At 70.1% G+C, this 25285-nt stretch carries 26 protein-coding genes; 16 read left to right on the top strand and 10 right to left on the bottom strand.

Annotated features, from left to right (window positions below; all coding sequences use genetic code 11):
* Positions 1–237: 237 nt before the first annotated feature.
* From OG485_RS19425 to OG485_RS19410, 4 genes are all read left to right on the top strand, one after another.
* Positions 238–1794 (top strand): flavin-containing monooxygenase, encoded by a 1557-nt coding sequence (locus tag OG485_RS19425; RefSeq protein ID WP_328669595.1) that lies wholly within the window; start codon positions 238–240, stop codon positions 1792–1794.
* Positions 1791–2756 carry an alpha/beta fold hydrolase gene (locus OG485_RS19420; RefSeq protein WP_328669594.1) on the top strand — a complete coding sequence of 322 codons (966 nt, stop codon included), beginning with the start codon at positions 1791–1793 and terminating at the stop codon, positions 2754–2756. Before OG485_RS19425 ends, OG485_RS19420 begins: the two co-directional genes overlap by 4 nt.
* Positions 2753–3640, top strand: a complete 888-nt coding sequence (locus OG485_RS19415) for an SDR family oxidoreductase (protein ID WP_328669593.1) — start codon at positions 2753–2755, stop codon at positions 3638–3640. Before OG485_RS19420 ends, OG485_RS19415 begins: the two co-directional genes overlap by 4 nt.
* A gap of 209 nt (positions 3641–3849) precedes the next feature.
* Positions 3850–4059: a hypothetical protein gene (locus OG485_RS19410; protein WP_328669592.1), complete on the top strand. Its 210-nt coding sequence runs from the start codon at positions 3850–3852 to the stop codon at positions 4057–4059.
* A 226-nt stretch (positions 4060–4285) separates the two neighbouring features.
* On the opposite strand, the gene OG485_RS19405 is transcribed toward OG485_RS19410, so the two are convergent.
* Positions 4286–7807, bottom strand: a complete 3522-nt coding sequence (locus OG485_RS19405) for a S41 family peptidase (RefSeq protein ID WP_328669591.1) — start codon at positions 7805–7807, stop codon at positions 4286–4288.
* A gap of 350 nt (positions 7808–8157) precedes the next feature.
* Between OG485_RS19405 and OG485_RS19400 the strand changes: the two genes are divergently transcribed.
* Together OG485_RS19400 and OG485_RS19395 are read left to right on the top strand one after the other, a co-directional pair.
* Positions 8158–8748 (top strand): TetR/AcrR family transcriptional regulator, encoded by a 591-nt coding sequence (locus tag OG485_RS19400; protein WP_328669590.1) that lies wholly within the window; start codon positions 8158–8160, stop codon positions 8746–8748.
* A gap of 181 nt (positions 8749–8929) precedes the next feature.
* A complete protein-coding gene (locus OG485_RS19395; RefSeq protein WP_328669589.1) occupies positions 8930–11146 on the top strand; it encodes an MMPL family transporter in 2217 nt (738 codons plus the stop codon).
* Between the two features lie 81 nt (positions 11147–11227).
* Here the strand turns inward: OG485_RS19395 and OG485_RS19390 are convergent, their stop codons facing one another.
* Complete coding sequence (locus tag OG485_RS19390) at positions 11228–11584, bottom strand: SsgA family sporulation/cell division regulator (RefSeq protein WP_328669588.1); 357 nt, start codon at positions 11582–11584, stop codon at positions 11228–11230.
* 276 nt (positions 11585–11860) lie between these two features.
* On the opposite strand from OG485_RS19390, the gene OG485_RS19385 reads away from it, so the two are divergent.
* From OG485_RS19385 to OG485_RS19355, 7 genes are all read left to right on the top strand, one after another.
* Positions 11861–12910, top strand: a complete 1050-nt coding sequence (locus tag OG485_RS19385; RefSeq protein WP_328669587.1) for an energy-coupling factor ABC transporter permease — start codon at positions 11861–11863, stop codon at positions 12908–12910.
* Position 12911: 1 nt separating this feature from the next.
* Complete coding sequence (cbiQ, locus tag OG485_RS19380; protein ID WP_328669586.1) at positions 12912–13673, top strand: cobalt ECF transporter T component CbiQ; 762 nt, start codon at positions 12912–12914, stop codon at positions 13671–13673.
* A complete protein-coding gene (locus OG485_RS19375) occupies positions 13673–14428 on the top strand; it encodes an energy-coupling factor ABC transporter ATP-binding protein (RefSeq protein ID WP_328669585.1) in 756 nt (251 codons plus the stop codon). Before cbiQ ends, OG485_RS19375 begins: the two co-directional genes overlap by 1 nt.
* Positions 14425–14898, top strand: a complete 474-nt coding sequence (locus tag OG485_RS19370) for a MarR family winged helix-turn-helix transcriptional regulator (protein WP_326787250.1) — start codon at positions 14425–14427, stop codon at positions 14896–14898. The genes OG485_RS19375 and OG485_RS19370 overlap by 4 nt, the downstream gene beginning before the upstream one ends.
* 216 nt (positions 14899–15114) lie before the next feature.
* On the top strand, positions 15115–15519 hold the full coding sequence (locus OG485_RS19365; RefSeq protein WP_443048925.1) for an organic hydroperoxide resistance protein: 405 nt from the start codon (positions 15115–15117) through the stop codon (positions 15517–15519).
* Between the two features lie 67 nt (positions 15520–15586).
* A complete protein-coding gene (locus OG485_RS19360; protein WP_328669583.1) occupies positions 15587–16747 on the top strand; it encodes a serine hydrolase domain-containing protein in 1161 nt (386 codons plus the stop codon).
* Positions 16748–17280: 533 nt separating this feature from the next.
* The gene (locus tag OG485_RS19355) at positions 17281–17928 is read left to right on the top strand and encodes a chaplin (RefSeq protein ID WP_328669582.1); all 648 of its coding nucleotides are present in this window, start codon (positions 17281–17283) and stop codon (positions 17926–17928) included.
* A 206-nt stretch (positions 17929–18134) separates the two neighbouring features.
* Here OG485_RS19355 and OG485_RS19350 read toward each other — a convergent pair whose 3' ends face one another.
* Entirely contained in the window at positions 18135–18419 is a 285-nt protein-coding gene (locus OG485_RS19350) for a hypothetical protein (RefSeq protein WP_328669581.1), read from the bottom strand.
* 73 nt (positions 18420–18492) lie between these two features.
* A complete protein-coding gene (locus tag OG485_RS19345; RefSeq protein ID WP_328669580.1) occupies positions 18493–19068 on the bottom strand; it encodes a hypothetical protein in 576 nt (191 codons plus the stop codon).
* A 463-nt stretch (positions 19069–19531) separates the two neighbouring features.
* Here OG485_RS19345 and OG485_RS19340 point away from each other — a divergent pair, with 463 nt between their 5' ends.
* From OG485_RS19340 to OG485_RS19330, 3 genes are all read left to right on the top strand, one after another.
* Positions 19532–20005: a hypothetical protein gene (locus tag OG485_RS19340; RefSeq protein WP_328669579.1), complete on the top strand. Its 474-nt coding sequence runs from the start codon at positions 19532–19534 to the stop codon at positions 20003–20005.
* A gap of 215 nt (positions 20006–20220) precedes the next feature.
* On the top strand, positions 20221–20502 hold the full coding sequence (locus tag OG485_RS19335; RefSeq protein ID WP_328669578.1) for a hypothetical protein: 282 nt from the start codon (positions 20221–20223) through the stop codon (positions 20500–20502).
* 218 nt (positions 20503–20720) lie between these two features.
* A complete protein-coding gene (locus OG485_RS19330) occupies positions 20721–21005 on the top strand; it encodes a hypothetical protein (protein WP_328669577.1) in 285 nt (94 codons plus the stop codon).
* Between the two features lie 195 nt (positions 21006–21200).
* Here OG485_RS19330 and OG485_RS19325 read toward each other — a convergent pair whose 3' ends face one another.
* The 6 genes from OG485_RS19325 to OG485_RS19300 all read right to left on the bottom strand — a co-directional run bounded on the left by OG485_RS19325 (position 21201) and on the right by OG485_RS19300 (position 25181).
* Positions 21201–21539 (bottom strand): hypothetical protein, encoded by a 339-nt coding sequence (locus tag OG485_RS19325; protein WP_328669576.1) that lies wholly within the window; start codon positions 21537–21539, stop codon positions 21201–21203.
* Between the two features lie 231 nt (positions 21540–21770).
* Positions 21771–22310 (bottom strand): hypothetical protein, encoded by a 540-nt coding sequence (locus OG485_RS19320; RefSeq protein ID WP_328669575.1) that lies wholly within the window; start codon positions 22308–22310, stop codon positions 21771–21773.
* A gap of 167 nt (positions 22311–22477) precedes the next feature.
* Complete coding sequence (locus OG485_RS19315) at positions 22478–22819, bottom strand: hypothetical protein (RefSeq protein WP_328669574.1); 342 nt, start codon at positions 22817–22819, stop codon at positions 22478–22480.
* A gap of 312 nt (positions 22820–23131) precedes the next feature.
* On the bottom strand, positions 23132–23377 hold the full coding sequence (locus tag OG485_RS19310) for a hypothetical protein (protein ID WP_328669573.1): 246 nt from the start codon (positions 23375–23377) through the stop codon (positions 23132–23134).
* 408 nt (positions 23378–23785) lie between these two features.
* Complete coding sequence (locus OG485_RS19305) at positions 23786–24316, bottom strand: aminoacyl-tRNA deacylase (protein ID WP_328669572.1); 531 nt, start codon at positions 24314–24316, stop codon at positions 23786–23788.
* A 70-nt stretch (positions 24317–24386) separates the two neighbouring features.
* Positions 24387–25181, bottom strand: coding sequence for a DUF4253 domain-containing protein (locus OG485_RS19300; protein WP_328669571.1), 795 nt, complete (start codon positions 25179–25181; stop codon positions 24387–24389).
* Positions 25182–25285: the final 104 nt, after the last annotated feature.

Raw genomic sequence — 25285 nt, 5'->3', positions numbered from 1 at the left:
CCGATGCTCCGCACGTCGGCGCATCCGTCCGGCGTCCGCCGGACTTCCGCGTCGCCGTGCCCCCTGCCCGCGTCTCCGCGCCGCGCTTTCCTGATCCCTCGGCCACGTCCGCACCCTACGTCGTACCCCGGGTAACTTTCCCGCTCGCGACCCCTACCCATGAGTACGAAGCTGCTCTACCCTCCCGATTGTGCCAGTGTTCACTGGCATGGTCGTGCGGGCTAGGGAGGCGTCGGGATGACCGAGCACGAGCATGTACGGGTGGCGGTGATCGGGTCCGGGTTCGGGGGGCTGGGCGCCGCCGTGCGGCTGCGACGCGAAGGGATCACCGACTTCGTGGTCCTGGAGCGGGCCGGCAGCGTGGGCGGCACCTGGCGCGACAACAGCTATCCCGGGTGCGCCTGTGACGTCCCGTCGCACCTGTACTCGTTCTCGTTCGCGCCCAACCCCGAGTGGCCGCGCACCTTCTCCGGGCAGGAGCACATCCGCGCGTACCTGGAGCACGTGGCGGACGTCTTCCGGCTGCGGCCGCATCTGCGGTTCGACACCGAGGTCACGAAGATGACCTGGGACGCGGAGAAGCTGCGCTGGGGGATCGAAACGAGCAGCGGGTTCCTGACGGCGGACGTCGTGGTGTCCGCGACCGGGCCGCTCTCCGACCCCAAGATCCCGCAGATCCCGGGCATCGACACGTTCACCGGCAAGGTGTTCCACTCCGCCCGCTGGGACCACGACTACGACCTGCGCGGCAAGCGGGTGGCCATGGTCGGCACCGGGGCCTCCGCCATCCAGATCGTCCCGGCGATCCAGCAGGACGTCGCCCGGCTGACCCTCTTCCAGCGCACCCCGCCGTGGGTGATGCCGCGGGTCGACCGGGCCATCAGCGGCGTGGAGCGGTGGTTGCACCGGCAGGTGCCGTTCACGACCAAGGGCAGGCGCGGACTGCTCTGGGGCATCCGGGAACTCCAGGTGCAGGCGTTCACCAAGCGGCCCCATCAGCTCGGCGTGGTCGAGCGGCTGGCCAAGCGGAACATCGCGCGCGCCGTGAAGGATCCGGCGCTGCGGAAGAAGCTGACGCCCGACTACCGGATCGGCTGCAAGCGCATCCTGCTGTCGAACGCCTACTACCCGGCGCTCACCCGGCCGAACGTGGACGTCGTGGCCTCCGGGCTCGCCGGGATCGACGGCTCCACGGTGGTCGCCGCCGACGGCACGAGGGCCGAGGTCGACGCGATCGTCTTCGGGACCGGCTTCCACGTCACCGACATGCCGATCGCCGACCGGGTCGTCGGGGCGGACGGCAGGACGCTCGCACAGGCCTGGGAGACCGGCATGAAGTCGCTGCGCGGCGCCACCGCGGCCGGCTTCCCCAACTGGATGACGATCATCGGACCGAACACCGGGCTCGGGAACTCCTCGATGATCCTGATGATCGAGTCCCAGCTCAACTACATGGCGGACTTCGTACGGCAACTGGACGTCCTCGGGGGACGCGTGGCGCTCGACGCCCGCCCCGCCGCCGTGGACGCCTGGAACCACAAGGTCCAGGAACGCATGAAGCGCACGGTGTGGAACACCGGCGGCTGCACCAGCTGGTACCTCGACGCCAACGGCGTCAACACGACCGTGTGGCCCGGTACGACGACCGAGTTCCGGGGCGCCACGCGCCATGTCGACCTGGGGGAGTACGACGTGCTGCGCGCGGCGCGGCCCGTACCGGGAGAAGCGCCGGAGGCCGCGCCCGAACCGCGTACGAAGAGCACCCGCAAGAAGAAGGTGGAGGCAGGAGCGTGAGCCGACTGACGCACGAGGCGCACGGGGTGTACGCGCCTCCCGTGCCGGCGCGGGAACTGATCGCGCACTCCGCGGACGGCGCGCGACTGCACGTCGAGGTGCACGGCCCCGAGGGCGCGCCCGCCGTCGTCCTCGCCCACGGCTGGACCTGCTCGACCGCCTTCTGGGCGGCCCAGATCCGGGACCTCTCCGCCGACCACAAGGTCATCGCGTACGACCAGCGCGGGCACGGACGCAGTCCCGCGAGTGACGCGTGCAGCACCGAGGCGCTCGCCGACGACCTGGAGGCGGTGCTCGCGGCCACCCTCGCGCCGGGCGAGAAGGCCGTGCTCGCGGGCCACTCCATGGGCGGGATGACGCTGATGGCGGCCTCGGCGCGGCCGCGGTTCCAGGAGCACGCGGCGGCGGCGCTGCTGTGCAGCACGGGGAGCACGCGACTGGTCGAGGAGGCGCGTGTGCTGCCGTGGCGCGCCGGACGGCTCCGGACGCGTCTCACCGGGGCCGTGCTCGGCTCGCGCGCGCCGCTCGGGCCCGTCACGCCGGTCGCCAGGCGGATCCTCAAGTACGCGACCATGGGCCCCGGTTCGTCTCCCGTCATGGTGGAGGCGTGCGCGCGGATCGTGCACGCCTGTCCGCGCGCCGTGCGCCACGCGTGGTCGGCCGTGCTCGCCACCCTCGATCTCGAAGCGGGGGTACGGGAGTTGAGGGTGCCGACGGCGGTGATCGCGGGCAGCGTTGACCGGCTGACACCGGTCGTGCACGCGCGCGCCCTCGTGGCGGCGCTGCCGAACTGTGTCGGCAGCACCGAGCTGCCGGGCCTCGGGCACATGACTCCGGTGGAGGCGCCGGAACTGGTGACGGCCCGCATCAGGGAACTCGTCGCCACGTACGCCGCGGAGATCGCGGAGATCGCGGGGACCGCTGAGACCGCGGGGACCGCAGAGATCAAGGAGGGCGCATGAGCAGCAGGGTCAGCCTGGAAGGGCAGGTCGCCGTCGTCACGGGGGCCGCGCGCGGTGTCGGCGAACTCCTCGCCCGCAAGCTCTCCGCGCGCGGGGCGAAGGTCGCCCTGGTCGGACTGGAGGCGGACGAGCTGAAGCGGGTCTCGGAGCGGCTGCGCGGCGAGAGCGACCACTGGTACGCCGACGTCACCGACCACGAGGCGATGGCGCGGGTCGCCCAGGAGGTCGAGCAGCGGTTCGGGAAGGTGGACATCGTCGTCGCGAACGCCGGTGTCGCGAGCGGCGGCCCCTTCGTGGACTCCGACCCCGTCGCCTGGCGGCGGGTGATCGAGGTGAACCTGATCGGATCGGCGGTCACCGCACGGGCGTTCCTGCCGGCGCTGATGAAGAGCCGGGGCTATCTGCTCCAGATCGCGTCGCTGGCCGCGATGACCCCCGCCCCCATGATGTCGGCCTACTGCGCCTCCAAGTCCGGTGTGGAGGCGTACGCGCACAGTCTGCGCGCCGAGGTCGGTCACAAGGGCGTTCGCGTCGGCGTCGGGTATCTGTCCTGGACCGACACCGACATGGTGCGCGGAGCCGATCAGGACGAGGTGATGCGGGAGTTGAGGCAGCGGCTGCCGTGGCCGTCCAACAAGACCTATCCGCTGGGGCCGGCCGTCGAGCGGATCGTGGCCGGGATCGAGCGCCGCTCCAGCCATGTGTACGCGCAGTGGTGGCTGCGCGGGATGCAGGGGATCCGGGGGTACCTGCCCGGCGTCATCGGGTCGGTCGGGCAGCGCGAGATGCGGCGGTTCGAACCGCGCCTCGGCGGTGTGCGGACCGGGCTGGTCGGTGCCGGCGGAGCGGCCGACGAGGAGGAGCGGAAGTCGACGGCTCCGTAAGCCGGATGGAGGCGCCCCGGGGGGATCCGGGGCGCCTCCGGGCGTCTCCGGGAGGCCTCCGGAGTGTGTCCCACCGGCGTGTCTCACGGTGAGTGACTGACCGAAATGCGTGCTCTGTTCCTGCGTGTCAGTCTGGTCGAGGCCCGGACCTCCCTCACTCACAAGGGGGTCGAGGGCCGAATCCCTCACCCGCAACAGGAGTGAATCTCATGAGCATGCAGGACCAGTTCAAGGACAAGGCCGAGCGGATGAAGCAGCAGGGCAAGAAGAAGACGCGCCCCGAGGGCCGGCAGGACGAGGCGAGCCGCCGTGCCCCGGCCGGCCGCGACGGTGCCCCGGCTCGTGACGGCGCGATGCCGGACGCGGAGCGAGCTCAGCGGGAGGCTCAGGACCGCTTCGACCAGGACTACGACGTCTGATCGAAAGGCCCGCTCGGCCTGAATGGGGCGCCCTCTTCCCGGAGGGCGCCCCCTTCTTGTGCTCGTTTCCGGCGAGTCGGGTAGTCCGGTCCGGTGAGTCCGGTGAGTCCGGTCTCGTCAGTGCGTTCGGTCCCGTCGGTCCCGTCGGTCCCGTCGGTCCCGTCGGTCCCGTCGGTCCCGTCGGTCCCGTCGGTTCGGTCAGCCCGGTCGATCCGGTCTCGGCCGGTCACTCCGGTCGCGGGGGGAGCTTCGGCCTTCTTCTGTCGGGCACGTCCGAGTGGTCCGGCGGGGAGGCCGCCGGGTGGGCGCGCAACAGGTCGAGGGAGAGCTGGATGGCGTCGTCCAACTGGGCGTGACGCCCCTCCGCCCAGTCGAGCGGGGTGCGCAGGATCTCCAGGTCCGGTGCGACGCCGTGGTTCTCGACGGACCAGCCGTACGCGTCGAACCAGGCGGCGTTCATCGGCACCGTGATGACCGTGCCGTCGCCGAGACGATGGCGGCCGGTCATGCCGACGACGCCGCCCCAGGTGCGCTGCCCCACGACCGGTCCCAGCTTCAGCAGTTTGAAGGCGGCGGTGATCATGTCGCCGTCGGACGACGTCGCCTCGTCGGCCAGGGCCACCACCGGGCCGCGCGGGGCGTTGGAGGCGTACGACACCGGCTGGGCGTCGCGGGTGAGGTCCCAGCCGAGAATCGTGCGGGTGAGCTTCTCGACGACCAGTTCGCTGATGTGGCCGCCCGCGTTGCCCCGCACGTCGACGATGAGGGCCGGGCGCGAGACCTCCATCCGCAGGTCGCGGTTGAACTGGGCCCAGCCCGAGCCGCCCATGTCCGGGATGTGCAGATAGCCGCAGTGTCCGCCGCTCAGCTCCCGCACCACCTGGCGGCGTTTGGCCACCCAGTCCTGGTACCGCAGGGGGCGTTCGTCGATCAGCGGGACCACCGCCACCCGGCGCGGGCGGCCCTCGCCCTCGGCCGGGGTGAAGGTCAGCTCCACCGTCGTGCCGCCCGCTCCCGCGAGCAGCGGATACGGTCCGGTGACCGGGTTCACCGGACGCCCGTCGACGTGGGTGAGGACCGCGCCTTCGCGGATGCCGGTGCCGGCCAGCGGTGAACGCGCCTTGGAGTCGGACGAGTCACCGGGCAGGATGCGCTTGAGCATCCAATGGCCGTCACGGCAGACGAAGTTGGCGCCCAGCAGGCCCTGCCAGCGCTGGTAGTGGGGCGGGCCCTCGTTGCGGCGCGCGGGGCTCACGTACGCGTGCGAGGTGGCCAGTTCGCCGAGCACCTCGCGCAGCAGGTCCGCGAACTCGTCCGGGGACGAGACCCGTTCGACCAGGGGGCGGTACTGCTCCAGGATCGCGTCCCAGTCGATGCCGCACATGTCCGGGTCCCAGTAGTAGGCGCGGATGATGCGGCCGGCCTCCGAGAACGCCTGGCGCCACTCGGCGCACGGGTCCACCTCGTGCAGGATGCGGCGCAGATCGATCCAGACGGTGGAGTCGCTGTCGCCGGACTCGGTGGCGGGGACGGCGCGCAGGTCGCCCTCGTCGACGACGACCAGCCGGGAGCCGTCGCCGCTCACGGCGAACCAGTCCAGATGGTCGACGAGTTCGGACTTTTTCGCCTTGGTGATGTTGAAGAACTCCAGGGTCGGACGGCCGGTCGTGTCGTCCGGGTTGGCGAACGTCTCGCCCAGCGCGCCGGAGATCGGCCAGCGCAGCCAGACCAGACCGCCGCCCGAGACGGGGCGCAGCGCCGAGTACTTGGAGGCGGTGACCGGGAAGGGAGTCACCCGGCTCTCCAGGCCTTCGAGTTCGACGGTCGTCGCGGTGCCGTCGCCGGACCCGTCCTCGACCGGGTCGAGGCCTCCGGCGACCGGCCGCCCGTCCGGGTTCAGCGCGAACGGGGAAGGGGTGGCCGAGGACAGGGGGACGAGGTAGGGACGGCAGCCGAGGGGGAAGGACAGGTCCCCGGTGTGCACGTCGTACACGGGGTCGAAGCCGCGCCAGGACAGGAAGGCGAGATAGCGGCCGTCCCGCGTGAACACCGGATTCTCGTCCTCGAAGCGGCCGTTGGTCACGTCGACGATCAGACGGTCCTTTATGCGCGCCATCTTGATCTGCCGCAGCGAGCGCCCGATCCCGGGGTGCGACCAGGTCAGCCAGGCGCCGTCCGGCGAGAAGGCGAGGTCCGTCACCGGTCCGTTGATGGACCGGATGAGCTCGGTGACCTCACCGGACCCCGCCCTCGGAACGTCCCCGGACTCGGCCCCGGTCCCGGATTCGGTCCCGGTCCCGGGGCCGGATTCGGCCCCGGTCCCGGATTCGGCCCCTGCTCCGGACTCCGTCCCTGTCCCTGTCCCGGACTCCGACCCCGCCTTCGCCCCTTCGGCCTCGTCACTCTTCCCGGACTTTGCCGAGTCCCCGGAGTCCCCGGAGTCCCCGGAGTCACCCAGCTCATCGAGGCCGCCGAGTTCGGCGGCCTCGCCGGGTTCCTCCGTGGCGTCGAGCAGGAGCAGTCGTCCGTCGTTCGAGGCGATGGCGAGACGTTCGCCCTGTGGGTCCGACACCAGTTCCTGGACGCGGCCCAGCCGGCCGGAGGCGAGGCGGCGCGGCTCGCGGGCGCCGGTCGCGCGCGGCAGGTAGGCGATCTCGACAGCGTCCTCGCCCTCCGCGTCGGTGACGTAGGCGACCTGGCCGCCCGAGCCGAGCATCTCCGGAAGCCGGACCCGTACGCCCGGGGTGTCCGCGATGGTGCGCGCGGGACCGTCGCGATGGGTGAGCCAGTACAGGCTGCCGCGTACGACGACGGCGGAGGCCCGGCCCGTCTCGTCCACGGAGATGCTGTCCACGTGCTGGGCGGCCGGCACCGGGTACGTACGCCGTCCCGCGCGCGGACCGCCCAGCAGGACGTCGAGGCGGCGCGGAACCGACTCGGGGGACAGGCTGTCGACGATCCACAGATCGCCGGCGCACTGGTAGACGACCCGGGTGCCGTCCGAGGAGGCGTGCCGGGCGTAGAAGGCGTCGTGGTCGGTGTGCCGGCGCAGGTCGGAGCCCTCGTACGAGCACGAGTAGAGGTTCCCGATGCCCTCGTGGTCGGAGAGGAACGCGATCCGCCCGTCGACGAACATCGGGCAGGCGAGATGGCCGCCGAGCTCGGCGACCAGTTGCCGTCCGTGCAGCCAGATACGGCCCATGGCCCCGCCCCGGTAGCGCTTCCAGGCGGCCGGTTCGTGCGGTGGGGTGCCGGTGAGCAGCAGGGTCTTGCGCTCGCCCTCGATGTCGGCGACGCCGATGTCCGAGACCGGGCCCCAGGGCTGTTTGCGGCCGGGGTCGCCGTCGGTGGGGACGGAGTAGGCCCAGGTGAAGTAGGAGAAGGGCTGGCCGTGCGAGGCGACGGCGAGGATGTCGCCTTCGGGGGACCAGCCGCACACCTGGGTGTCGGCGCTGCCCCAGTAGGTGAGCCGGTGGCCCGGTCCGCCGTCCACCGGCGCCAGGTGGATCTCCGGGACGAGGCTCCGCCAGCTCGTGTACGCGATGCGCCGGCCGTCGGGGGAGAAGCGGGGGTGGCCGACCTTGGTGCGGTCGACGGTGAGCCGCCATGCGCGCCCGCGGCCGTCGAGCGGGGCCAGCCACAGGTCGTCCTCCGTGACGAAGCACAGCCGGTCGCCGCTCAGATGCGGGAAACGCAGATAGCCGGGGGAGTTCTCGTCCGTGGTCGCGTTCTCGTACTCGTGGCTCACCTCCCCATGCTTTTCCGCTGGAGTGACCCCGGCAACTCGTGGCGCCGGGGGCGCGTTGTGGGACGTGGGCGCGGGCGGGGGTACGGGAGGTGCGCATGGGGCGCGTTCAGAAACGGACGCGCCCCGTACAGGCTCGCGCCCCGTACGGGCCCCGCACCGGCTCGGCCCCGCACGGCCCGGGCCCCGCACCGGCTCCCGCCCCCACCGTCCCCAGGTGTAACCCGCCCCCGGGCGTGCCCCGCCCCCGGCGTGACCCAGCACACGTACGAAACGGTTTCGTTTCGCTGATGTCAGGGGTATGTTCAGGGACATACGAATCCGTGTCGTTCGAAGCGGGAGAGGTGAGTGGGATGGCTGAAGCCGCAACGGTGCGTCGCAGTCGGATCACGCCCGAGCGCGAGGCCGAGCTGTACACGGCCGTGCTCGGCCTGCTTCGTGAGGTCGGCTACGACGCCCTCACGATGGACGCCGTCGCGGCCCGTACCCGTTCCAGCAAGGCCACCCTCTACCGCCAGTGGGGCGGCAAGGCCGAGCTCGTCGTGAAAGCCCTGCGGCACCAGAAGCCGCTGAAGTTCTCCGACATGGACACCGGGAGCCTGCGGGGCGACTTCCACGCACTGGCCCTCCGGCAGGACGACTGCCAGATGGAGCAGGACTCCGCGCTGATGCGGGGTCTGGCCATGGCGGCGCACGGGAACCCGGATCTGCTGAAGGCGTTCCGGGAATGGCTGATCGAGCCGGAGATGGAAGAGCTGCGCCGGGTGCTCCAGCGCGGTGTCGACCGAGGTGAGATCCGAGCGGACAACCCCGCGATGGAGTACGTGATGCACATGCTCATCGGCGCCTTCGCGGCCCGCACCATGATCGACGAACTCCCACCGACGCAGGCCTTCCTGCATTCGTATGTCGACGCCGTGGTCCTCCCCGCTCTCGGCGCCTGACGTCCCACTCCTGACCCTTCCCCTGTTCCACCCCCGTGGATCCCTGCGGTGATCCACCTCTACAGATCCCTGTAGCCGCACCTGACGCGCCGCTCACGTCGTCGGGCTGATCCCCCCTGCCCCCACTCGGGTGATCACACCAGCCCCTGCCCTTCCACGACCTGACCGGGAGTACGCCCTCGTGGCCACATTCCTCTACAAACTCGGCCGACTCGCCTTCCGGCGACGGCACTTCGCCGCCCTGATATGGGTGGCCCTGCTGACGCTCGCGGGTGTCGGCGCCGCCTCCGCGCCCGTCGCGGGATCGTCCTCCTTCTCGATCCCCGGCACCGAGGCGCAGAAGGCCTTCGACCTGCTGGAGAGCCGCTTCCCCGGAATGAGCGCCGACGGAGCGACCGCACGGGTCGTCTTCAAGGCGCCCGCCGGCGAGAAGATGGCGGACAAGGACAACAAGGCGACGGTCGAGCAGGCCGTCAAGGTGCTCGGAACCGGTTCCGAGGTCACCTCCGTCACCGACCCGTTCAAGGCCCACGCCGTGAGCAAGGACGGGACGATCGCCTACGCCTCGGTGAAGTACGACGTCTCAGGCATGGAGCTGAAGGACGCCTCGAAGGACGCCCTGAAGGCGGCCGCCGAGGACGCGCGGCACTCCGGGCTGACCGTCGAGGTGGGCGGTGACGCGCTCCAGGCGACGCCCGAGACCGGTTCTTCCGAGGTCATCGGCATCGCGATAGCCGCGGTCGTCCTCGTCATCACCTTCGGTTCGCTCATCGCGGCCGGACTGCCGCTGCTGACCGCGCTGATCGGCGTCGGCATCGGCGTCTCGACGATCACCGCGCTCGCCAGCGTGCTCGACCTCGGCTCCACCACGTCCACCCTCGCGATGATGATCGGCCTGGCGGTCGGCATCGACTACGCCCTCTTCATCGTCTCCCGCTACCGGGCCGAGCTGGCCGAGGGCCGAGAGCGTGAGGAAGCGGCCGGACGGGCCGTCGGTACGGCGGGCTCGGCCGTGGTCTTCGCGGGACTGACCGTCGTGATCGCGCTGGTCGGACTGTCGGTCGTCAACATCCCGATGCTCACGAAGATGGGTGTCGCCGCGGCGGGCACCGTCGCCGTCGCCGTCCTCATCGCCCTGACGATGATCCCGGCGCTGCTCGGATACGCGGGCCGCAGGGTCCAGCCGGCCGGCCAGAAGAGCAGGTTCCTCGGTGGCGGGCGCGCCGCGAAGAAGGCGGGCAAGCCGAACATGGGCACGCGCTGGGCGAGCTTCGTCGTCCGCCGCCCGCTCGCGGTGCTGCTGCTCGGCGTGGTCGGCCTCGGCGCCGCCGCGGTCCCGGCGGCCTCGCTCCAGCTCGGCCTGCCCGACGACGGCTCGCAGCCGACGTCCACCACCCAGCGCCGCGCCTACGACCTGCTCTCCGAGGGCTTCGGTCCCGGGTTCAACGGCCCGTTGATGGTCGTCGTCGACGCCAAGGCGAGCGACGCGCCCAAGACGGCGTTCAGCACGGTGCACGACGAGATCGCGGACCTCAAGGGTGTCGTGAGCGTCAGCCCGGCGGCCCCCAACAAGGCCGGGGACACCGCGATGATCACGGTGATCCCCGACTCGAAGCCGTCCTCCGTCACGACCGAGGACCTCGTCCACACCATCCGCGGCGCGGGCGGTGACATCAAGGCCGAGACGGACGCCACGGTGCTCGTCACCGGCTCCACGGCCATGAACATCGACTTCTCGCAGAAGCTCAACGACGCGCTGATCCCGTATCTCGCGCTCGTGGTCGGCCTCGCCTTCCTGCTGCTGATCGTGGTGTTCCGGTCGATCCTCGTTCCGCTGAAGGCGGCGCTCGGCTTCCTGCTCAGCGTGATGGCGGCCCTCGGCGCGGTTGTCGCGGTGTTCCAGTGGGGCTGGCTGTCCGGCCTGATGGGCGTCGAGGAGACCGGCCCGATCATGTCGATGATGCCGATCTTCATGGTGGGTGTCGTCTTCGGTCTGGCCATGGACTACGAGGTGTTCCTCGTGACGCGGATGCGGGAGGCCTTCGTCCACGGCGAGAAGCCTGCCCAGGCGATCGTGACCGGGTTCAAGCACGGCGCCCGCGTCGTCACGGCCGCCGCCGTCATCATGATCGCCGTGTTCTCCGGGTTCATCGGCTCCAGTGAGTCGATGATCAAGATGATCGGCTTCGGTCTCGCCATCGCCGTCTTCTTCGACGCGTTCGTCGTACGGATGGCACTCGTCCCGGCGGTGCTCGCGCTGCTCGGCAAGCGGGCCTGGTGGCTGCCGAAGTGGCTGGACCGCGTGCTGCCGAACGTCGATGTCGAGGGCGAGGGCCTGCGCGCGCTCGACGACAAGGCGCGTGAAGGGGACGAGGACCGCAAGCTGGTCGGCGTCTGACCCTCGGCTCCCGCCGCCGGACCGTTCACACGAGAGACCTCGCCGACGCCTCGGCGAGGTCTCTCGCGTACGTGCCGTTGCTCAGTGCGCCACGGGTGTGGCGGCCGTGTACGTACGGCGGAGGAAGCGCATGAGCGCCTTCGTGTCGAGCTGCACGACCGCCACTCCTTGCGCCGAGTGGAACTCCAGGACGGCCTGGACGCGGCCGCACGGCCAGATGCGTACGTCGCCGTTGTCGACGGGGACGCGCAGACCCCGTTCCAGGAGTTCGCGGTCGAAGGTCCACTCGTGAGGGCCGGGCAGCGTGATGCGCACCTGGCGGGGGTCCGTCTCCGGGTCGTACCGGAGGGCCACCGGGACGGCCCGGTGTTCGTCGTCGAGGGAGTCGGCGGTGTCCGTCACGATATGAGCGCGGGCGTACTGCTCGACGGCGTGCATGAACCGACTCCTTACGCTGTGTGACCTATGCGGAAGATGTGAATCCCGTCACCATTCCAATGTCGCACATCTGGAGGAAACCGCTCTCCGGCCGTCCGCGGCCCTCCCTCGAGGACGCCTGCCCGGTCGCGGCGCGTTCATGTGCGCGGTGGTCACATCCGCGGGCGGTCCACGCCCTCCGCGCCCGCGAACTGCTCCCGTACGCCTGCCCGTCGCAAGCTGTTCGCGCATTCCCGCTCTTGCAAGTCGTTCGCAACAAGGCATTATCATCGGACGGTGCACGTTCCTGACGGATTCATCAATGCCCCGGTCTCCGCGGTCACAGGCGTGGTCGCCGCAGGCGCCGTCGCCGTGAGCCTGCGAGGTGCCCGCCGTGAACTCGACGAACGGACCGCGCCGCTCGCCGGCCTGGTCGCCGCCTTCATCTTCGCCGTGCAGATGCTGAACTTCCCGGTCGCCGCCGGGACCAGCGGACATCTCCTCGGAGGCGCCCTGGCCGCGATCCTCGTCGGCCCCTTCACCGGCGTCCTCTGCGTCTCCGTCGTCCTGCTCATGCAGGGAATCCTCTTCGCGGACGGCGGCCTCACCGCGCTCGGCGTGAACATCACCGACATGGCGATCGTCACCACGGTCGTCTCGTACGCCGTCTTCCGCGGCCTGGTGACGGTGCTGCCCCGCAAGCGGCGCTCGGTCACCGTCGCGTCATTCGTCGCCGCGCTGCTCTCCGTCCCGGCCGCCGCGGTCGCCTTCACCCTCATCTACGCGGTCGGCGGGACCACCGACATCGCGCTCTCCAAGGTCGCCACGGCCATGGTCGGCGTCCACGTCCTCATCGGCATCGGCGAGGCCGTGATCACGGCGCTCACCGTCGGCGCCGTCATCGCCGTACGGCCCGACCTCGTCCACGGCGCCCGCGGCCTCCAGCAGCGCCTCAAGCTGCGCGTGGACGGGGAACTCGTCGACGTCCCCGCGGCCGCCGCCCCCGTCGCGGCCCGCTCCTCGCACCGCAAGGTGTGGATCACCGGCCTGGTCACCTCCCTCGTCCTCGCCGGATTCGTCAGCTTCTACGCCTCCGCGAGCCCCGACGGCCTGGAGAAGGTCGCCAAGGACAAGGGCATCGACGCGAAGGCGAAGGCGCACGCCTCCGAGGACTCGCCGCTCGCCGGATACGGAGTCAAGGACGTCTCCGACGCCCGCCTGTCCGGTGGTCTCGCCGGGGTGATCGGCGTCGGCGTCACCGTCGTCGCGGGCACCGGCGTCTTCTGGACGGTCCGCAGGCGCCGTACGGCCGACACCTCGCCCGCCTCCGTGCCGGAAGGCGTCTGAGGTGGGGGCGGGTCACGCGCACCAGCTGTACCGGCACGCGGACTCCCCCGTGCACGCGCTGCCGCCGCACACCAAACTCGCCGCCGCCCTCGCCTTCGTGGTCGTGGTCGTCTCCACCCCGCGCGAGGCCATGTGGGCGTTCGCGCTGTACGCCGTGCTGCTGGCGGTGGTCGCCCACCGGGCCCGCGTACCGGCGGGCGTCCTGCTGAGACGGCTCCTGATCGAGATCCCGTTCGTCGCGTTCGCGGTGCTGATGCCCTTCGTGGCGGAGGGCGAACGGGTGGACGTGCTGGGACTGTCCCTGAGCGTCAACGGCCTGTGGGGCGCCTGGAACGTCCTCGCCAAGGGCACCCTCGGTGTCGCCGCCTCCGTCCTGCTGGCCTCGACCACCGGACTGCGTGAGCTGCTCCTCGGCCTCCAGCGGCTGAAACTCCCGCCGCTCCTCGTGCAGATCGCCTCCTTCATGATCCGCTACGGCGATGTCATCACCGACGAGATGCGGCGCATGCGGATCGCGCGGGAGTCGCGCGGCTTCGCGGCGAGCGGAGTGCGGCACTGGGGGGTGCTCGCGAAGTCGGCGGGCGCGCTGTTCATCCGCTCCTACGAACGCGGGGAACGCGTGCACCTGGCCATGGTGAGCCGCGGGTACGCCGGTTCCATGCCCGTCATCGACGAGGTGACCGCGTCCCGGGCGCAGTGGTCGTACGCCCTCGCCCTTCCGTTCGCCGCCCTTGTCGTATGTCTGTTGGGATGGACGCTGTGATGTCTGCTGCACCCTCTCTGGAGGTCTCCGGCCTCGCGTTCGCCTACCCGGACGGGCACCAGGCCCTGTTCGGCGTGGACTTCCGGATCGGACGCGGCGAGCGCGTCGCCCTGCTCGGCCCGAACGGCGCCGGCAAGACCACCCTCGTCCTGCACCTCAACGGCATCCTGACCGGCGGCGCCGGAACGGTGACGGTCGCCGGACTCCCGGTCGGCAAGCGGCACATGGCGGAGATCCGGCGCAGGGTCGGCATCGTCTTCCAGGACCCGGACGACCAGCTCTTCATGCCGACCGTGCGCGAGGACGTGGCCTTCGGGCCGGCCGCCGCGGGCATCAAGGGCGCCGAGCTGGAGGCCCGCGTCCGCACGGCGCTGGAGCGCGTCGGCATGGAAGCCTTCGCCGACCGCCCTCCGCACCACCTGTCCTTCGGGCAGCGGCGCCGGGTCGCCGTCGCGACGGTGCTGGCGATGGAGCCGGAGATCCTCGTCCTCGACGAGCCCTCCTCCAACCTCGACCCCGCCTCCCGGCGTGAACTCGCGGACATCCTGCGCTCGCTGGACGTCACGGTCCTCATGGTCACCCACGACCTGCCGTACGCCCTCGAACTGTGCCCCCGCTCCCTCGTCCTCAGCGAGGGCGTGATCGTCGCCGACGGCGGGACCGGCGAGCTCCTCTCCGACGACGGGCTCATGCGCACCCATCGTCTGGAGCTGCCCTTCGGGTTCGACCCGCGCTCCGTGACAATGGGGGCGTGACGAAACAAGAGGACGTCGGGCCGCCGGCCGGGTCGCTGCTGCTCGACGACCAGCTGTGCTTCGCCCTGTACGCCGCCCAGCGCGCCGTGACCGCCGCGTACCGCCCGCTGCTGGAGGAACTCGGCCTCACCTACCCGCAGTACCTCGTCCTGCTGGTCCTGTGGGAGCGCGGCGAGACCACGGTCAAGGAACTGGGCGCCGCCCTGCACCTCGACTACGGCACGATGTCGCCGCTGCTCAAGCGGCTGGAGTCGGCGGGGCTCGTACGCCGTGAGCGCTCGGCGCAGGACGAACGCTCGGTGCGCGTCGCGCTGACCGGGCGCGGCGAAGTGCTCAGGGAACGCGCGGAGGAGGTGCCGCAGGCGCTGCTGACGGCGACAGGCCTGAGCGAGGCCGACGTCACGCGCCTGCGCGAGGAGCTGCGCCGGCTGACCGAACGCGCGGAGAACGCGGCGGCACGCGGACGCTGACACCGGGACCGGCCCCCTGCCGAGGCTGCCGGGGCCGGGGCCGGATCACATGATCGGCAATGGGTACCCCGAGGCTTTCCGCGCTCCATACCGGCCAGTACCTTGTGCACCATGCACTTGTGCGCGATGCATGTGTGCGCCACCTTCTGTTGCCCGCCCCGGGGGAGGCCTGCCGTGTCCGACGGCACCGTTGTCGACACCCGTCCGACGAAGATCATGTATGTCGCCGAGGCGACCGCGCACGGCGGCCGGAACGGCTATGTGACCAGTCAGGACGGGCAGCTCGAACTGAAGGTCGCGATGCCGCCGGCGCTGGGCGGCGACGGGAACGGCACGAACCCGGAGCAGTTGTTCGCGGCCGGATTCAGCGCCTGCTTCCACAACGCGCTGGTCATGGTCGGCCGCCGGGCCGGACTCGACCTCTCCGGCTCCACGGTCGCGGCCAAGGTCGGGATCGGCCCCAACAAGCAGCGCGGCTACGGACTGGCGGTCGCCCTGAGCGTCTCGCTCCCCGTCGTCGACGAGGCCGTGGCGGCGAAACTCGTGGACGAGGCGCACGAGGTCTGCCCGTACTCGAACGCCACCCGCGGCAACATCGAGGTCACGATCCTGCTGGGCTAGGAATCGAAGGCCGCGGACGCGTGTTGCACTCGTCATCGGCAGCGGTGAGGCGACAGGGAGCGCGGGCGTGGACGTGAACGGCACAGTGGCGGAGGGCTTCGAACCGGTCAGGGAGGCGTTCGCGGCCAACTTCGCGGCGCTGGGGGACCGGGGCGCCGCCGTCACCGTGTACCGCGACGGGCACAAGGTCGTCGACCTGTGGGGCGGCACCCGTGACGTCGACGGCACCGAGCCCTGGCAGCCGGGCACCGCGCAGATCGTGCGCTCCGCGACGAAGGGCGTCGCCGCCGCCGTACTCCTGCTGCTCGCCCAGCGAGGACACCTCGACCTGGACGCGCCGGTCGGCGTCTACTGGCCCGAGTACAAGGCGCACGGCAAGGAGCACACGCGCGTACGGCATCTGCTCGCGCACCGGGCCGGCGTGCCCGTCCTCGACCGTCCGCTCACCCCCGCCGAGGCCGCCGACCCCGACCTCGCGGCCGCGGCGGTGGCCGCCCAGACGCCCGTATGGGAGCCGGGAGCCGAGCACGGGTACCACGCGCAGACGTACAGCTGGCTGACGGGCGAGCTGGTCCGGCGCGTCACCGGACGCACCCTCGGCCGGTGGATCGCGGACGAGGTGGCCGGGCCGCTGGACCTCGACCTGTGGGTCGGGCTTCCGGAGACGGTGGCCGGCCGGGTGGGCCGGGTCGCTCAGATCGAGGCACCGGCCATGCCGGGCGGTCTCAGGACCCGCCCCAAGCGAGCGGTCTCCGAGGCGTACGCCGACCCGGGCAGTCTCACCCGCCGCGCCTTCGCCGCGATCACCCCGATGCCCGACGAGAACGATCCCGGCTACCGCTCCGCCGTCCTCCCGGCCTCGAACGGCATCGCCACCGCCGACGGCCTCGCCCGCTTCTACGCCGCGCTGATCGGGGAGGTGGACGGCGTCCGGCTGTTCACGCCCCAGACGCTGGCGGCCGCGCGGACGGAGCAGTCCGCGGGACCGGACCGGGTCCTCGTCGTCAGCACCCGGTTCGGTCTCGGCTACATGCTCCACGGCGGAGCGTCGCCGCTCCTCTCCCCGGGTTCCTTCGGCCACCCCGGGCGCGGCGGCGCCCTCGGCTTCGCCGACCCCGAGTCGGGCATCGCGTTCGGCTATGTCACCAACGGCTTCCGCAAGAGCGTGACGGCGGACGCACGGGCCCAGGCGCTGGTCCGGGCGGTGCGGACGGCCGTCACCGCGTAACCGCCCGACCACGGCAGGCCGCCCGACCACGGCAGGCCGCCAAACCGTCGGAGAGCCGCCCGTCGGCCGTGTGTGACTCCTGGATGTACGCCGGCGGCCGTGGATCCGTCGGCAGCACCGTCGCGGCCGCGACGGTCGCAGGGGAGAAGGTATGGCACGTCGAACGGTAAAGCGACGTATCCATCGCCCCGCATTCAACGGCCGTCGCCCCGCATTCAACGGCCGTTTACGTGCCTGTCTGCAGGGACTGCCGCGATGCCGGCGAGATATCTCCACGGCCGCGGTTGTCTCTTCGTCACGATCACCATGAAAAGAGCAGCGAGCGACCAAACCGATATTCACATGATCGACGGCATTTGTTGAGGCCTTTTAGCCCGGCACGGCGACTTGGAAGGCGGCACGCCATAACCCTGTTGCTTTTCCAGCGTTTGCAGGTGTGCGGGTGATTGCCCGCAGTGACGCTAGAAAGGTACATATTTATGAGACGGGCTACTCGAAACCGTGTGCTCGCTGTTGCCGCCGCATCTGGCGCGATGGCCGTGGCTCTTCCCGCGTCCGCCGTCTTCGCGGCCGACGGTGCTGACGCCGGGGCTACGGCGGCCGATTCGCCCGGAGTGCTTTCCGGGAACAACATCCAGGTTCCCCTGTCCGCGGCGTTGAACCTCTGCGGCAACACGGTGGACGTCGTGGGGCTGCTCAACCCGGCCGTGGGCAACGTGTGCAAGAACAAGGACACGGCCGAGGCCGACGGTGCGGAAACCGGCGGCGGATCGGACACGGCGGGCGGAGCCTCGGCTGATGGCCGCGTCACGGACTCGCCCGGGCTGCTCTCAGGCAACGGTCTGCAGCTCCCGGTCGATCTGCCGGTGAACGTTTCCGGGAACAGCGTCAACGCGGTCGGCGTGGGTAACCCGGCGTACGGCAACCAGTCGGTCAACGGCGGTCACCACGCTCACCCGCACGTTCCCCGAACAACTCCGGCCCCCGAGCCCTCGGCCCCGACGCCCCCGGTGTCACGAACCCCGGCCCCCCGGCATGAGGCCGTTCCGGACACCCCGGACATGGCGACGTCCACGCTGGCCCACACAGGAGCGGATCTGACTGTGCCAGCCCTCGCAGGCGGCGCCGCGTCCCTCCTTGCGGGTGCGCTCCTGTACCGCCGCTTCCGCCCAACTCGCTGACCCGGATGCCTGTTCAGCCCCATCGAACCTGTTTGGTGGGGCACAGGGGGGCTGCCGGTTCCTGTCCGCCCGTTCGTCCGCTCAGCCCGATGGCGAGAAGGCTCATGAAAACGGAGGCGGCGTGAACGCTTCATGCGTCCACGCCGCCTCCGTGTATCCCGATGCAGGGATGGTGCCGGCTAAATCGACAAGGCAGGCAGGTACGGTCAGAGCGCCCGGCTGTTGCAGCCCATTTCGGAGCCGAGATGGCTCTTCTGCGCGCCCGCGGCCCCTTCTCCGTTCAGCAGGTTGCCGGCCAGGCCGGTGAGGGCGCCGACGCTGCCGAGCACCTCGATGTTCATGTCGTGCGAGCGGCACTCGACGCCCTGCGTGATGTCGATGCTGTCGGTGTCGTGGCCCTCATCGCCGTAGGCGAAAGCGGTGTTGGCGCCGAAGGAGCCGACACCGCCGAGGAGGACGCTCAGAAGAACTACCTTGTGCAACTTGCGCATGTGAAGCTCCTTGGAGGAAGTGCGGGGATCTGACCTGTTCAGTCAGGACAGCGGATGTGCAGGGGGCGGGCTGTCAGCCGAGTCGGGGAAGTCCCAGCTGCCCGATGGGCGGGGCCGCGATCTGCCCGAGGGCGACCGGAGCCAGTTCCGGTGCGCTCGTGGGCGTGATCGTCCCGTCGACGAGCGGGTTCACCTGAGGGTTGAGCTGCGGGTTCACCTGGGGGGCGACCATCATCGGGGCCTCTGAGTCGAGTACCTGGGGTACCGCTACCTGGGGGGCCACTTGCGGCATGACCTGTGGCATGACCTGCGGCACGACCTGTGCCGGTGCGGCCTGCGCAGGCTGTGCGGGTGCGGCCTGCACGAACCGTGCGGGAGCGGCCTGCTGCGGGTTCGACGTGCTGGAGGCCTGGGCCGTCCCCTGTGACGATGCCGAGGCCGAGGCGTATCCGGTCTGCTGTGGTCCTGACGGGGCGGCCTGTGGGGCTGGTTGGGGAGCCGCGGCCGGAGCAGCCGCCTGATCCGGAACCGATGCCGGGGTGGTACTGAGGCGCCCCTCCGGTGAGTCGGCATAGCTGCCGCTGGCGCCGATGCCGGCCAAACCGCTGGCCGCCGCGACGACGAGCGCGGCCTTGTGAAGCTTCCGCATGAAACCCTCGGCCCTTCGTTACCTGAGATGTGAGTCCATTGCAATCAATGCGGTCACGCGTGCAGTTGGTGCGTCACTCGCATCGCGCCGGAGGCTACGGTTGTCTCGAGGAGCACGCGGACTTCGTATCGGAGTTGGCAGCGGATCCTCTACCTGTCAAAGGTTTGCGGTCGCTGCCCTCTCCTCCGAGGAACGAGATTTCGGCGCCGTGGTCACGGCACTCGACGGGCCGTCACCCATTTGCCGTCCGCCGGCCCGGGCGTCACGGCTCGCACGCCGCACCGAATGGGTGACCACACCCCCGCACCCGTTTCGAGCCCGTGTTTTTTTCGTTCCCCACGGGGCGATAGGGATGGCCCATCGCGGCCGAATGGAGCAGCGAGGACAGCGAAGACTGCGCTGCCGCATCGGCACATCAGCTTCCGTGCACAGGTCAATTGAAGAGCCGAGGAAACTCATGCGTATGCTTCACAAGATCGCGCTCGTCGCCGCAACAGCCGGCGGCCTGGCGGGCGTCGGCGCCGGCCCAAGCTCCGCCGTCACCCCGTCCGCACCCAACGGCGTTGCACCGCACCCGGTTTCGCAGCCCGATGCCCAGGCGGCCTCGGCGTCCTCCGCTCAGGCGACCGCGCAGACCTATGGCTCGCCGGCTCGGCAACAGCTGGCGCCGGCGCGTGGCGCTCAGGTTTCCCCGCAGGTCAGCCCGCAGCTGAATCCGCAGCTCAGCCCGCGGATCGCTCCTGAAGCGCCGCGGCAGCAGCAGGGCGCTTCGGCGGGGCAGGCCAACCTGTTCCGTCCGTACCAGGAGTGCAGCCCGCAGACCCTGCTCGACGCGAACGTCCCGATCGCCCTGCTCGCCTCGTCCCAGACCCGGGGCGTCGAATGCACCCAGGCCAACAGCCAGACGAATTCTTTCGCCAACGTGCAGCAGCACTGACGGACGACCACGTCGATGCCGGGCACTGGCGGTGGACGGACCGGGCTCGGCTCGTCCCGCGATACGACTTTCGGTGCTTCCTCGGCGACATAAAAACCTTGGCGACATAAAACCAGCGTGTCGTTGTCCAGTTCAAGGCATTTGTCGCTAATGTTCTGCCCTGTAACCGCGATCTACCCACAGATCGCAAAAACTCACCCCCACACGGAGATGAAATGCGCAAGCTTCGCAACGTTGCGGTCCTGGTCGCTGCCATCGGCAGCATCGGGCTCGTTGGCGGTACGGCCTACGCCGGCGGTCACGGCGAGGGCGGCGGCGACCAGTTCAGCGTCACGCAGAGCTCCAGCTGCAAGTCGCACGACCTGAACCTCGACGTCCTCGGCCAGGTCGGCGTGCTGAACGGCCTGCTGGGCAACGCCCTCAACGGCGAAGGCAACCCGGGCGCCCAGTCCACCTCGCTCGGCTCGAGCCAGGGCTGCAACAACAGCGCCTTCTGAAGTCCCCTTAGGCGTAAAAACGCTTAACCGTGAACGGTCCCGGCACTGAGCCTCAGGGCAAAGTGCCGGGACCTTCATGTGCGCCAAACCACTTCCGAGGCGGCACAGCGTTGCGCTGGCCCCTTCCGGGAGCTCCGTTCTGGAGCCCTTGAATTCTTCGCGTCACATAGAGGCGATCTCTCGCAGATCGCATTCACCTCACTTCTTCTGGAGATGGCATGCGCAAGCTCCGCACGGCCGCTGTCCTGATGGCCGTCCTCGGAAACGTCGGGCTTCTGGGCGCCGGCGTCGCCCAGGCAGATCAAGGCTGGGACGGGGGCGACAGCTTCAAGGTCTCGCAGCACAGCACCTGTCAGTCGCACGACCTGAACCTCGATGTCCTCGGTCAGGTCGGCATCGGCAACGGGCTGGGCGGCAACCTCCTGGGCGGCGAGGGCAACCCGGGCGGCCAGAAGACGTCGCTGGGCTCGACCGCGGGCTGCAACAACAAGTTTGGCGGCTAAGACGCCGAACGCAGCAGCGGCCTTCGCCTGATCCTGCGCTCCGTCACGGAAGCATGGGATCAATGCGAAGGCCGTAGCTGTGAGGCTGTCGCACCCCGGCACGTCCCGAGGGGTGCGATGGCCGAACACCAGCCTCTTCGAAAACGAAATGCTGGTCCGGGAACCCTTCCCCGGACCAGCATTTTCCGTGAACGCTCAGACGCCGAAGTGCGGCTTCTTGAACCCCTTGGGCAGCGTGGCCGTGTTGTTGCACTCCACAACCGGCCCCACTTTGGCGGGGGCGCTTCCCAGGAGTTGGTCCTGCTGGGTGACCACGTGCGGTCGGTCCGTTGTCGAGCACTGCTGGTCCTGCTCGATGACGTGCGTGCCGTCCTTGTCGGTGTACGTCTCATTTTTCTGGACGCACGCGACGTCCTTCTGCTCGGTGGGGCAGGCGCCCGCGTTCACCCCGGCATGTGCTGTAGCGCCGAGGCAGATGGCGGCGAGGCTTCCGGCGAATGCCGCGACGGCCGCAGTCTTCTGTGAAAGGAGCATGCGTTGAATTCCTTTATGGTGAAGAATCAGATAATTCTTTATTGACCGGCGTTATCGGCGTCGAGAAAATCGGGCAATTGAATCCTTGTCCGCCGGCAGGATGGTTGTAGCCCGGACGCGAACTCGGCGTCCGGGCTACCTGCACCACGGGATATCACTCAGCGCACCGCTCGGTCCGTATCCCCGACGCTGAATGAGGCCGCGGCGGGCCTTCACTCGGAGCTCTGGCGCTTAGCCGTTGTCACCCTGCTCCTGCGGCTGAGTCTGCTCCTGCGGCTGAGTCTGCTCCTGCGGCTGAGTCTGCTCCTGGGGCTGACCCTGCTCCTGGGGCTGACCCTGCTCCTGCGGCTGGGCCTGGGGCTGAGCCTGCTCCTGGGGCTGGACCTGCGGCTGGATCTGCTCCTGCGGCTGGATCTGCTCCTGCGGCTGGGCCTGGGGCTGAGCCTGCTCCTGGGGCTGGACCTGCGGCTGGATCTGCTCCTGCGGCTGGACCTGGGGCTGACCCTGCTCCTGCGGCTGGGCCTGGGGCTGACCCTGCTCCTGCGGCTGGGTCTGCTCCTGCGCCTGCTTCTGCTCCTGCGGCTGGACCTGCTCCTGCGGCTGGAGGTAGTAGCCACCCCCGACGGCCACGGCGTTGGCGGACGTGCTGGCGACGGCGGTGACCGGTACAGGCACGCTGTCGTTACCGTCGGCGAAGCTGATGCCGGCGCCGAGGGCGGACAGCCCCGCTACGGCTGCCGCTACGACCATGGCGCGCTGGAACTTACGCATAAATGACCCTTTCCTGGTCCAGGCATATCGCCCGGAATGACCACTTACCGTAAACGTTTGCACGCCAGGTGTAATCAATCGGGGATTTACGCCCCATGTCGCACTGGAGCCCCGTATGGGGTAGAGCGTCATTGGCGCCATAGGGCGGGGTTCAGCCGTCGCATTCCTCAGGGGAGGATGTCGGGCAGTTCCCGCTTTCCTTCGATCGGCCGAGGTGCTCCAGACGTGGCAGGTGAACAGGTCACCCGGGGGCCGAGCCGTGTCGTGCCGTTGCCCGAAGGGGCGGGCAGCGTCACGGCCTGCACCGGCATGCAGGTCTCCTGGTGAGGAATGGCGTCGCGCCCGGTGGTCCTGCCTTCGATGTGCTGCACGCAGATGACGTCCCCTTGGAGGTTCCGAGTGCAAGATGCCGGGTCTCCCGCGGCGTGCGCATGCGTGAAGCCCATGGACGTCACGGCGAGCCCGCCGATGAGCCCCGAGAGGGCCACGATCTTTTTCCTGTTGAACATATGATGCGTGTCCTTTGGTACGGGCGCCCCGGGCGCCGCTCCCTCACGATCGGCCGCGCCGCAGGTGTGGCCTGCGGCACCGGGCCTTTCCAACTTTCCGCGTCGGCTGGACATTTGGCCTGACAGGCGGATGGAGCCGCTGGTCGGGGGAACGTGCAGGGCATAGCCGACCTGAACGGCCGTTCCCTCTGGGCTTCACCAGCCCTGGCCGGCTCGCACTGAGATCAAGGCGGCCGGCTGCCGGCATTCGATCCCTTCGGGTTAACCCGAAGGGATCCCGTGCCGAACGTCGCGATGCTGACGTCGCTGACCTCAGCCGTTGAAGGCGCGGTTGTGCTGGCCGCAGGCGGTGTCCCGGGTCTGGCCCAAGCCGAGCACTCCGATCGGGATGTCGTTCTCCGACACCGTCTGCGGGCTGCACTCCTGGTAGGGGCGGTAAAGGTCCACCGTCCGCGGTCCCTTGTCATGGGTGTCGGCGACAGCTGTTCCGGCACCCATGGCGGACAGGCCACCGGCCACCGCTACTGCTGCGATCACGACCTGCTGAAACTTACGCATGGAACCCTCGGTTCTCCATTGCTTACACGTGATAGCTAGTTGCCTAGCGTGACGGGCTGAACACTAGCAGTAGCGCCGAGTGGTCGGAGCGCGGAGGGAATCGCGTCCGGCGGAGGGCCCGGACCCGGGTTGACGCCAACTGGCGCCACAGAAAGAGGCTTTGCTGTTCGGCATACGGTATGGACGCACCGCGGACGAGGGCCCGGCACGGCACACCGCCGCATCAACCCGATGACCTGGAGCGAGAGTTAGGGCTGCGGACCGTCAGCTCGTTGTTCTGATCCTCGGCGTCAGGGTGATGCCGAGGACGGGGCCGTCGAACGAGGGGTGCAACTGAGGGTAGTTGGGGCTACCGACGGGCCGCTGAGAGGCGGCCGTCGAAGGTGATGGCCGCGGCGGCGAGCGGCGTCACGCCATCGGCTCGCGCACGTCCACCAGCGTGCCGCCCGCGTGCGCGATCAGGCTCCGCGGGTCCATGGGGAAGACGGTGAACGGCGTGCCCGCCGAGGTCCACACCGTGTCGTGGCCGAGCACCGAACGGTCCACCAGCACACGGATCCTCGTACGGTGTCCGAAGGGCGGCACCGCACCGGTCCCGTACCCGGTCGACTCCCGCACGAGGTGTGCCCCCGCCCGGGTGATTTTTTCGGCGCCCAGTTGCCGCCGCACGAGTTCCATGCCGACGTGCGCCGAGCCGTCCAGCAGCACCAGCACCGGAGCCCCGTCCGCCGCGAAGAACAGTGACTTGCAGATCTGGCTGGGATCGCAGCCGATCGCCGCGGCGGCCTCGGCGGTGGTGCGGGCCGTGGCGGGGAAGCGCCGGACACGTGCGAGCACCTCGCCGAGGCCCAGCTCCCGCAGGGCCTCGGCGAAACGGGGGTCGGTGTCGTTCTCGACGGAGGACTGGCCCTCGCCGGCGTTCTCATCGGTGACGTTCATGCACCGCACGCTAGTGGCCGGTGTACGGCGCACGCGAGCGGGTCCCGGACAGGCCGCCGGGCCCCTGGCCTCAGTCCCACCAGAATCTCCACAGCGGGGCGTCGACGAGGGACGCCGCGTAGCGCGGGAATGGCGTCGGAGGGTCGTCGACGATGTTGTCGGCCGTGGTCAGCAGGTGTTCGACGGCGATGCGCGTCGCCTGCCGCTCGTCGCGCGGCGGGCTCGCGACGGAGACGTACAGCGTCGATCCGATCACGGCCAGGACACGCGCCCCGAAACGGTCCTCCCAGCTCCGCAGCAGCGCGCAGAGCAGGGTGAGGGGTCCTCCCGCGCGCCAGCCGATGACGGCGGGGATGTCGGCGCTCCGCGCGGCCTTCACGAGGCCGAGGGAGATTCCCGGCTCTCCCTCGTGCATGAGGTGGGCGAAGATCGCCGCGTGGGCGGCCTCGTCGGGGTCGACGCCCGAGGAGAGGGTGGCGGGGGCCAGGCCCGGCCACCGGTCGAACGGCGGACCCGGGTCGTCCTCCCAGGGCTCGATGAACTCCGCGAGGTCCTCGGGGACCGCCGATGGAGCGGAGGGCTCGGCCCGCCACGCGAGCCGGCGCCGTCGGTCGTCGTGCCAGGCCTGCTCCATCGCGGCTTCGAGGTCGACGGCGGCTATCTCGGCGAGGCCGAGGGAGCGCGGGTGGTCGTCGTGCGCGTAGCAGAGGATCGGCCGCAGGCCGGTGGCGTCCTGCTGCCGCTGGGCGAGGGTCCACACGTCCAGCAGCGGGGCGTACGGCATCTTGTCGGCGTACCACATGACCGGTGAGCCGGCGGGTACGCTGCGGCCGGACGGCAGGCCTTCGGGAAGCGAGAACGTCATGCGCGGAGCGTAGAAGGCCGCACTGACATCGCCGCGTTCCCCGACTCCCGTCTGATCCTGGGCAGTTGCACCCCCGGGCGGCGCGGCGCCCCTGCCCCGGGCGG

This window comes from Streptomyces sp. NBC_00328 (assembly GCF_036139655.1).
Lineage (GTDB): Bacteria > Actinomycetota > Actinomycetes > Streptomycetales > Streptomycetaceae > Streptomyces.
This window is presented reverse-complemented; position numbering and strand designations above follow the sequence as displayed.

Excerpts from the sequence above, each read along its gene's own strand:
- OG485_RS19425 (WP_328669595.1), top strand. The coding sequence starts at position 238 with ATGACCGAGCACGAGCATGTACGGGTGGCGGTGATCGGGTCCGGGTTC.
- OG485_RS19415 (WP_328669593.1), top strand. The coding sequence starts at position 2,753 with ATGAGCAGCAGGGTCAGCCTGGAAGGGCAGGTCGCCGTCGTCACGGGG.
- OG485_RS19410 (WP_328669592.1), top strand. The coding sequence starts at position 3,850 with ATGAGCATGCAGGACCAGTTCAAGGACAAGGCCGAGCGGATGAAGCAG.
- OG485_RS19400 (WP_328669590.1), top strand. The coding sequence starts at position 8,158 with ATGGCTGAAGCCGCAACGGTGCGTCGCAGTCGGATCACGCCCGAGCGC.
- OG485_RS19390 (WP_328669588.1), bottom strand. The coding sequence starts at position 11,584 with ATGCACGCCGTCGAGCAGTACGCCCGCGCTCATATCGTGACGGACACC.
- OG485_RS19375 (WP_328669585.1), top strand. The coding sequence starts at position 13,673 with ATGTCTGCTGCACCCTCTCTGGAGGTCTCCGGCCTCGCGTTCGCCTAC.
- OG485_RS19365 (WP_443048925.1), top strand. The coding sequence starts at position 15,115 with ATGTATGTCGCCGAGGCGACCGCGCACGGCGGCCGGAACGGCTATGTG.
- OG485_RS19355 (WP_328669582.1), top strand. The coding sequence starts at position 17,281 with ATGGCCGTGGCTCTTCCCGCGTCCGCCGTCTTCGCGGCCGACGGTGCT.
- OG485_RS19350 (WP_328669581.1), bottom strand. The coding sequence starts at position 18,419 with ATGCGCAAGTTGCACAAGGTAGTTCTTCTGAGCGTCCTCCTCGGCGGT.
- OG485_RS19345 (WP_328669580.1), bottom strand. The coding sequence starts at position 19,068 with ATGCGGAAGCTTCACAAGGCCGCGCTCGTCGTCGCGGCGGCCAGCGGT.
- OG485_RS19340 (WP_328669579.1), top strand. The coding sequence starts at position 19,532 with ATGCTTCACAAGATCGCGCTCGTCGCCGCAACAGCCGGCGGCCTGGCG.
- OG485_RS19335 (WP_328669578.1), top strand. The coding sequence starts at position 20,221 with ATGCGCAAGCTTCGCAACGTTGCGGTCCTGGTCGCTGCCATCGGCAGC.
- OG485_RS19330 (WP_328669577.1), top strand. The coding sequence starts at position 20,721 with ATGCGCAAGCTCCGCACGGCCGCTGTCCTGATGGCCGTCCTCGGAAAC.
- OG485_RS19325 (WP_328669576.1), bottom strand. The coding sequence starts at position 21,539 with ATGCTCCTTTCACAGAAGACTGCGGCCGTCGCGGCATTCGCCGGAAGC.
- OG485_RS19320 (WP_328669575.1), bottom strand. The coding sequence starts at position 22,310 with ATGCGTAAGTTCCAGCGCGCCATGGTCGTAGCGGCAGCCGTAGCGGGG.
- OG485_RS19315 (WP_328669574.1), bottom strand. The coding sequence starts at position 22,819 with ATGTTCAACAGGAAAAAGATCGTGGCCCTCTCGGGGCTCATCGGCGGG.
- OG485_RS19310 (WP_328669573.1), bottom strand. The coding sequence starts at position 23,377 with ATGCGTAAGTTTCAGCAGGTCGTGATCGCAGCAGTAGCGGTGGCCGGT.
- OG485_RS19305 (WP_328669572.1), bottom strand. The coding sequence starts at position 24,316 with ATGAACGTCACCGATGAGAACGCCGGCGAGGGCCAGTCCTCCGTCGAG.
- OG485_RS19300 (WP_328669571.1), bottom strand. The coding sequence starts at position 25,181 with ATGACGTTCTCGCTTCCCGAAGGCCTGCCGTCCGGCCGCAGCGTACCC.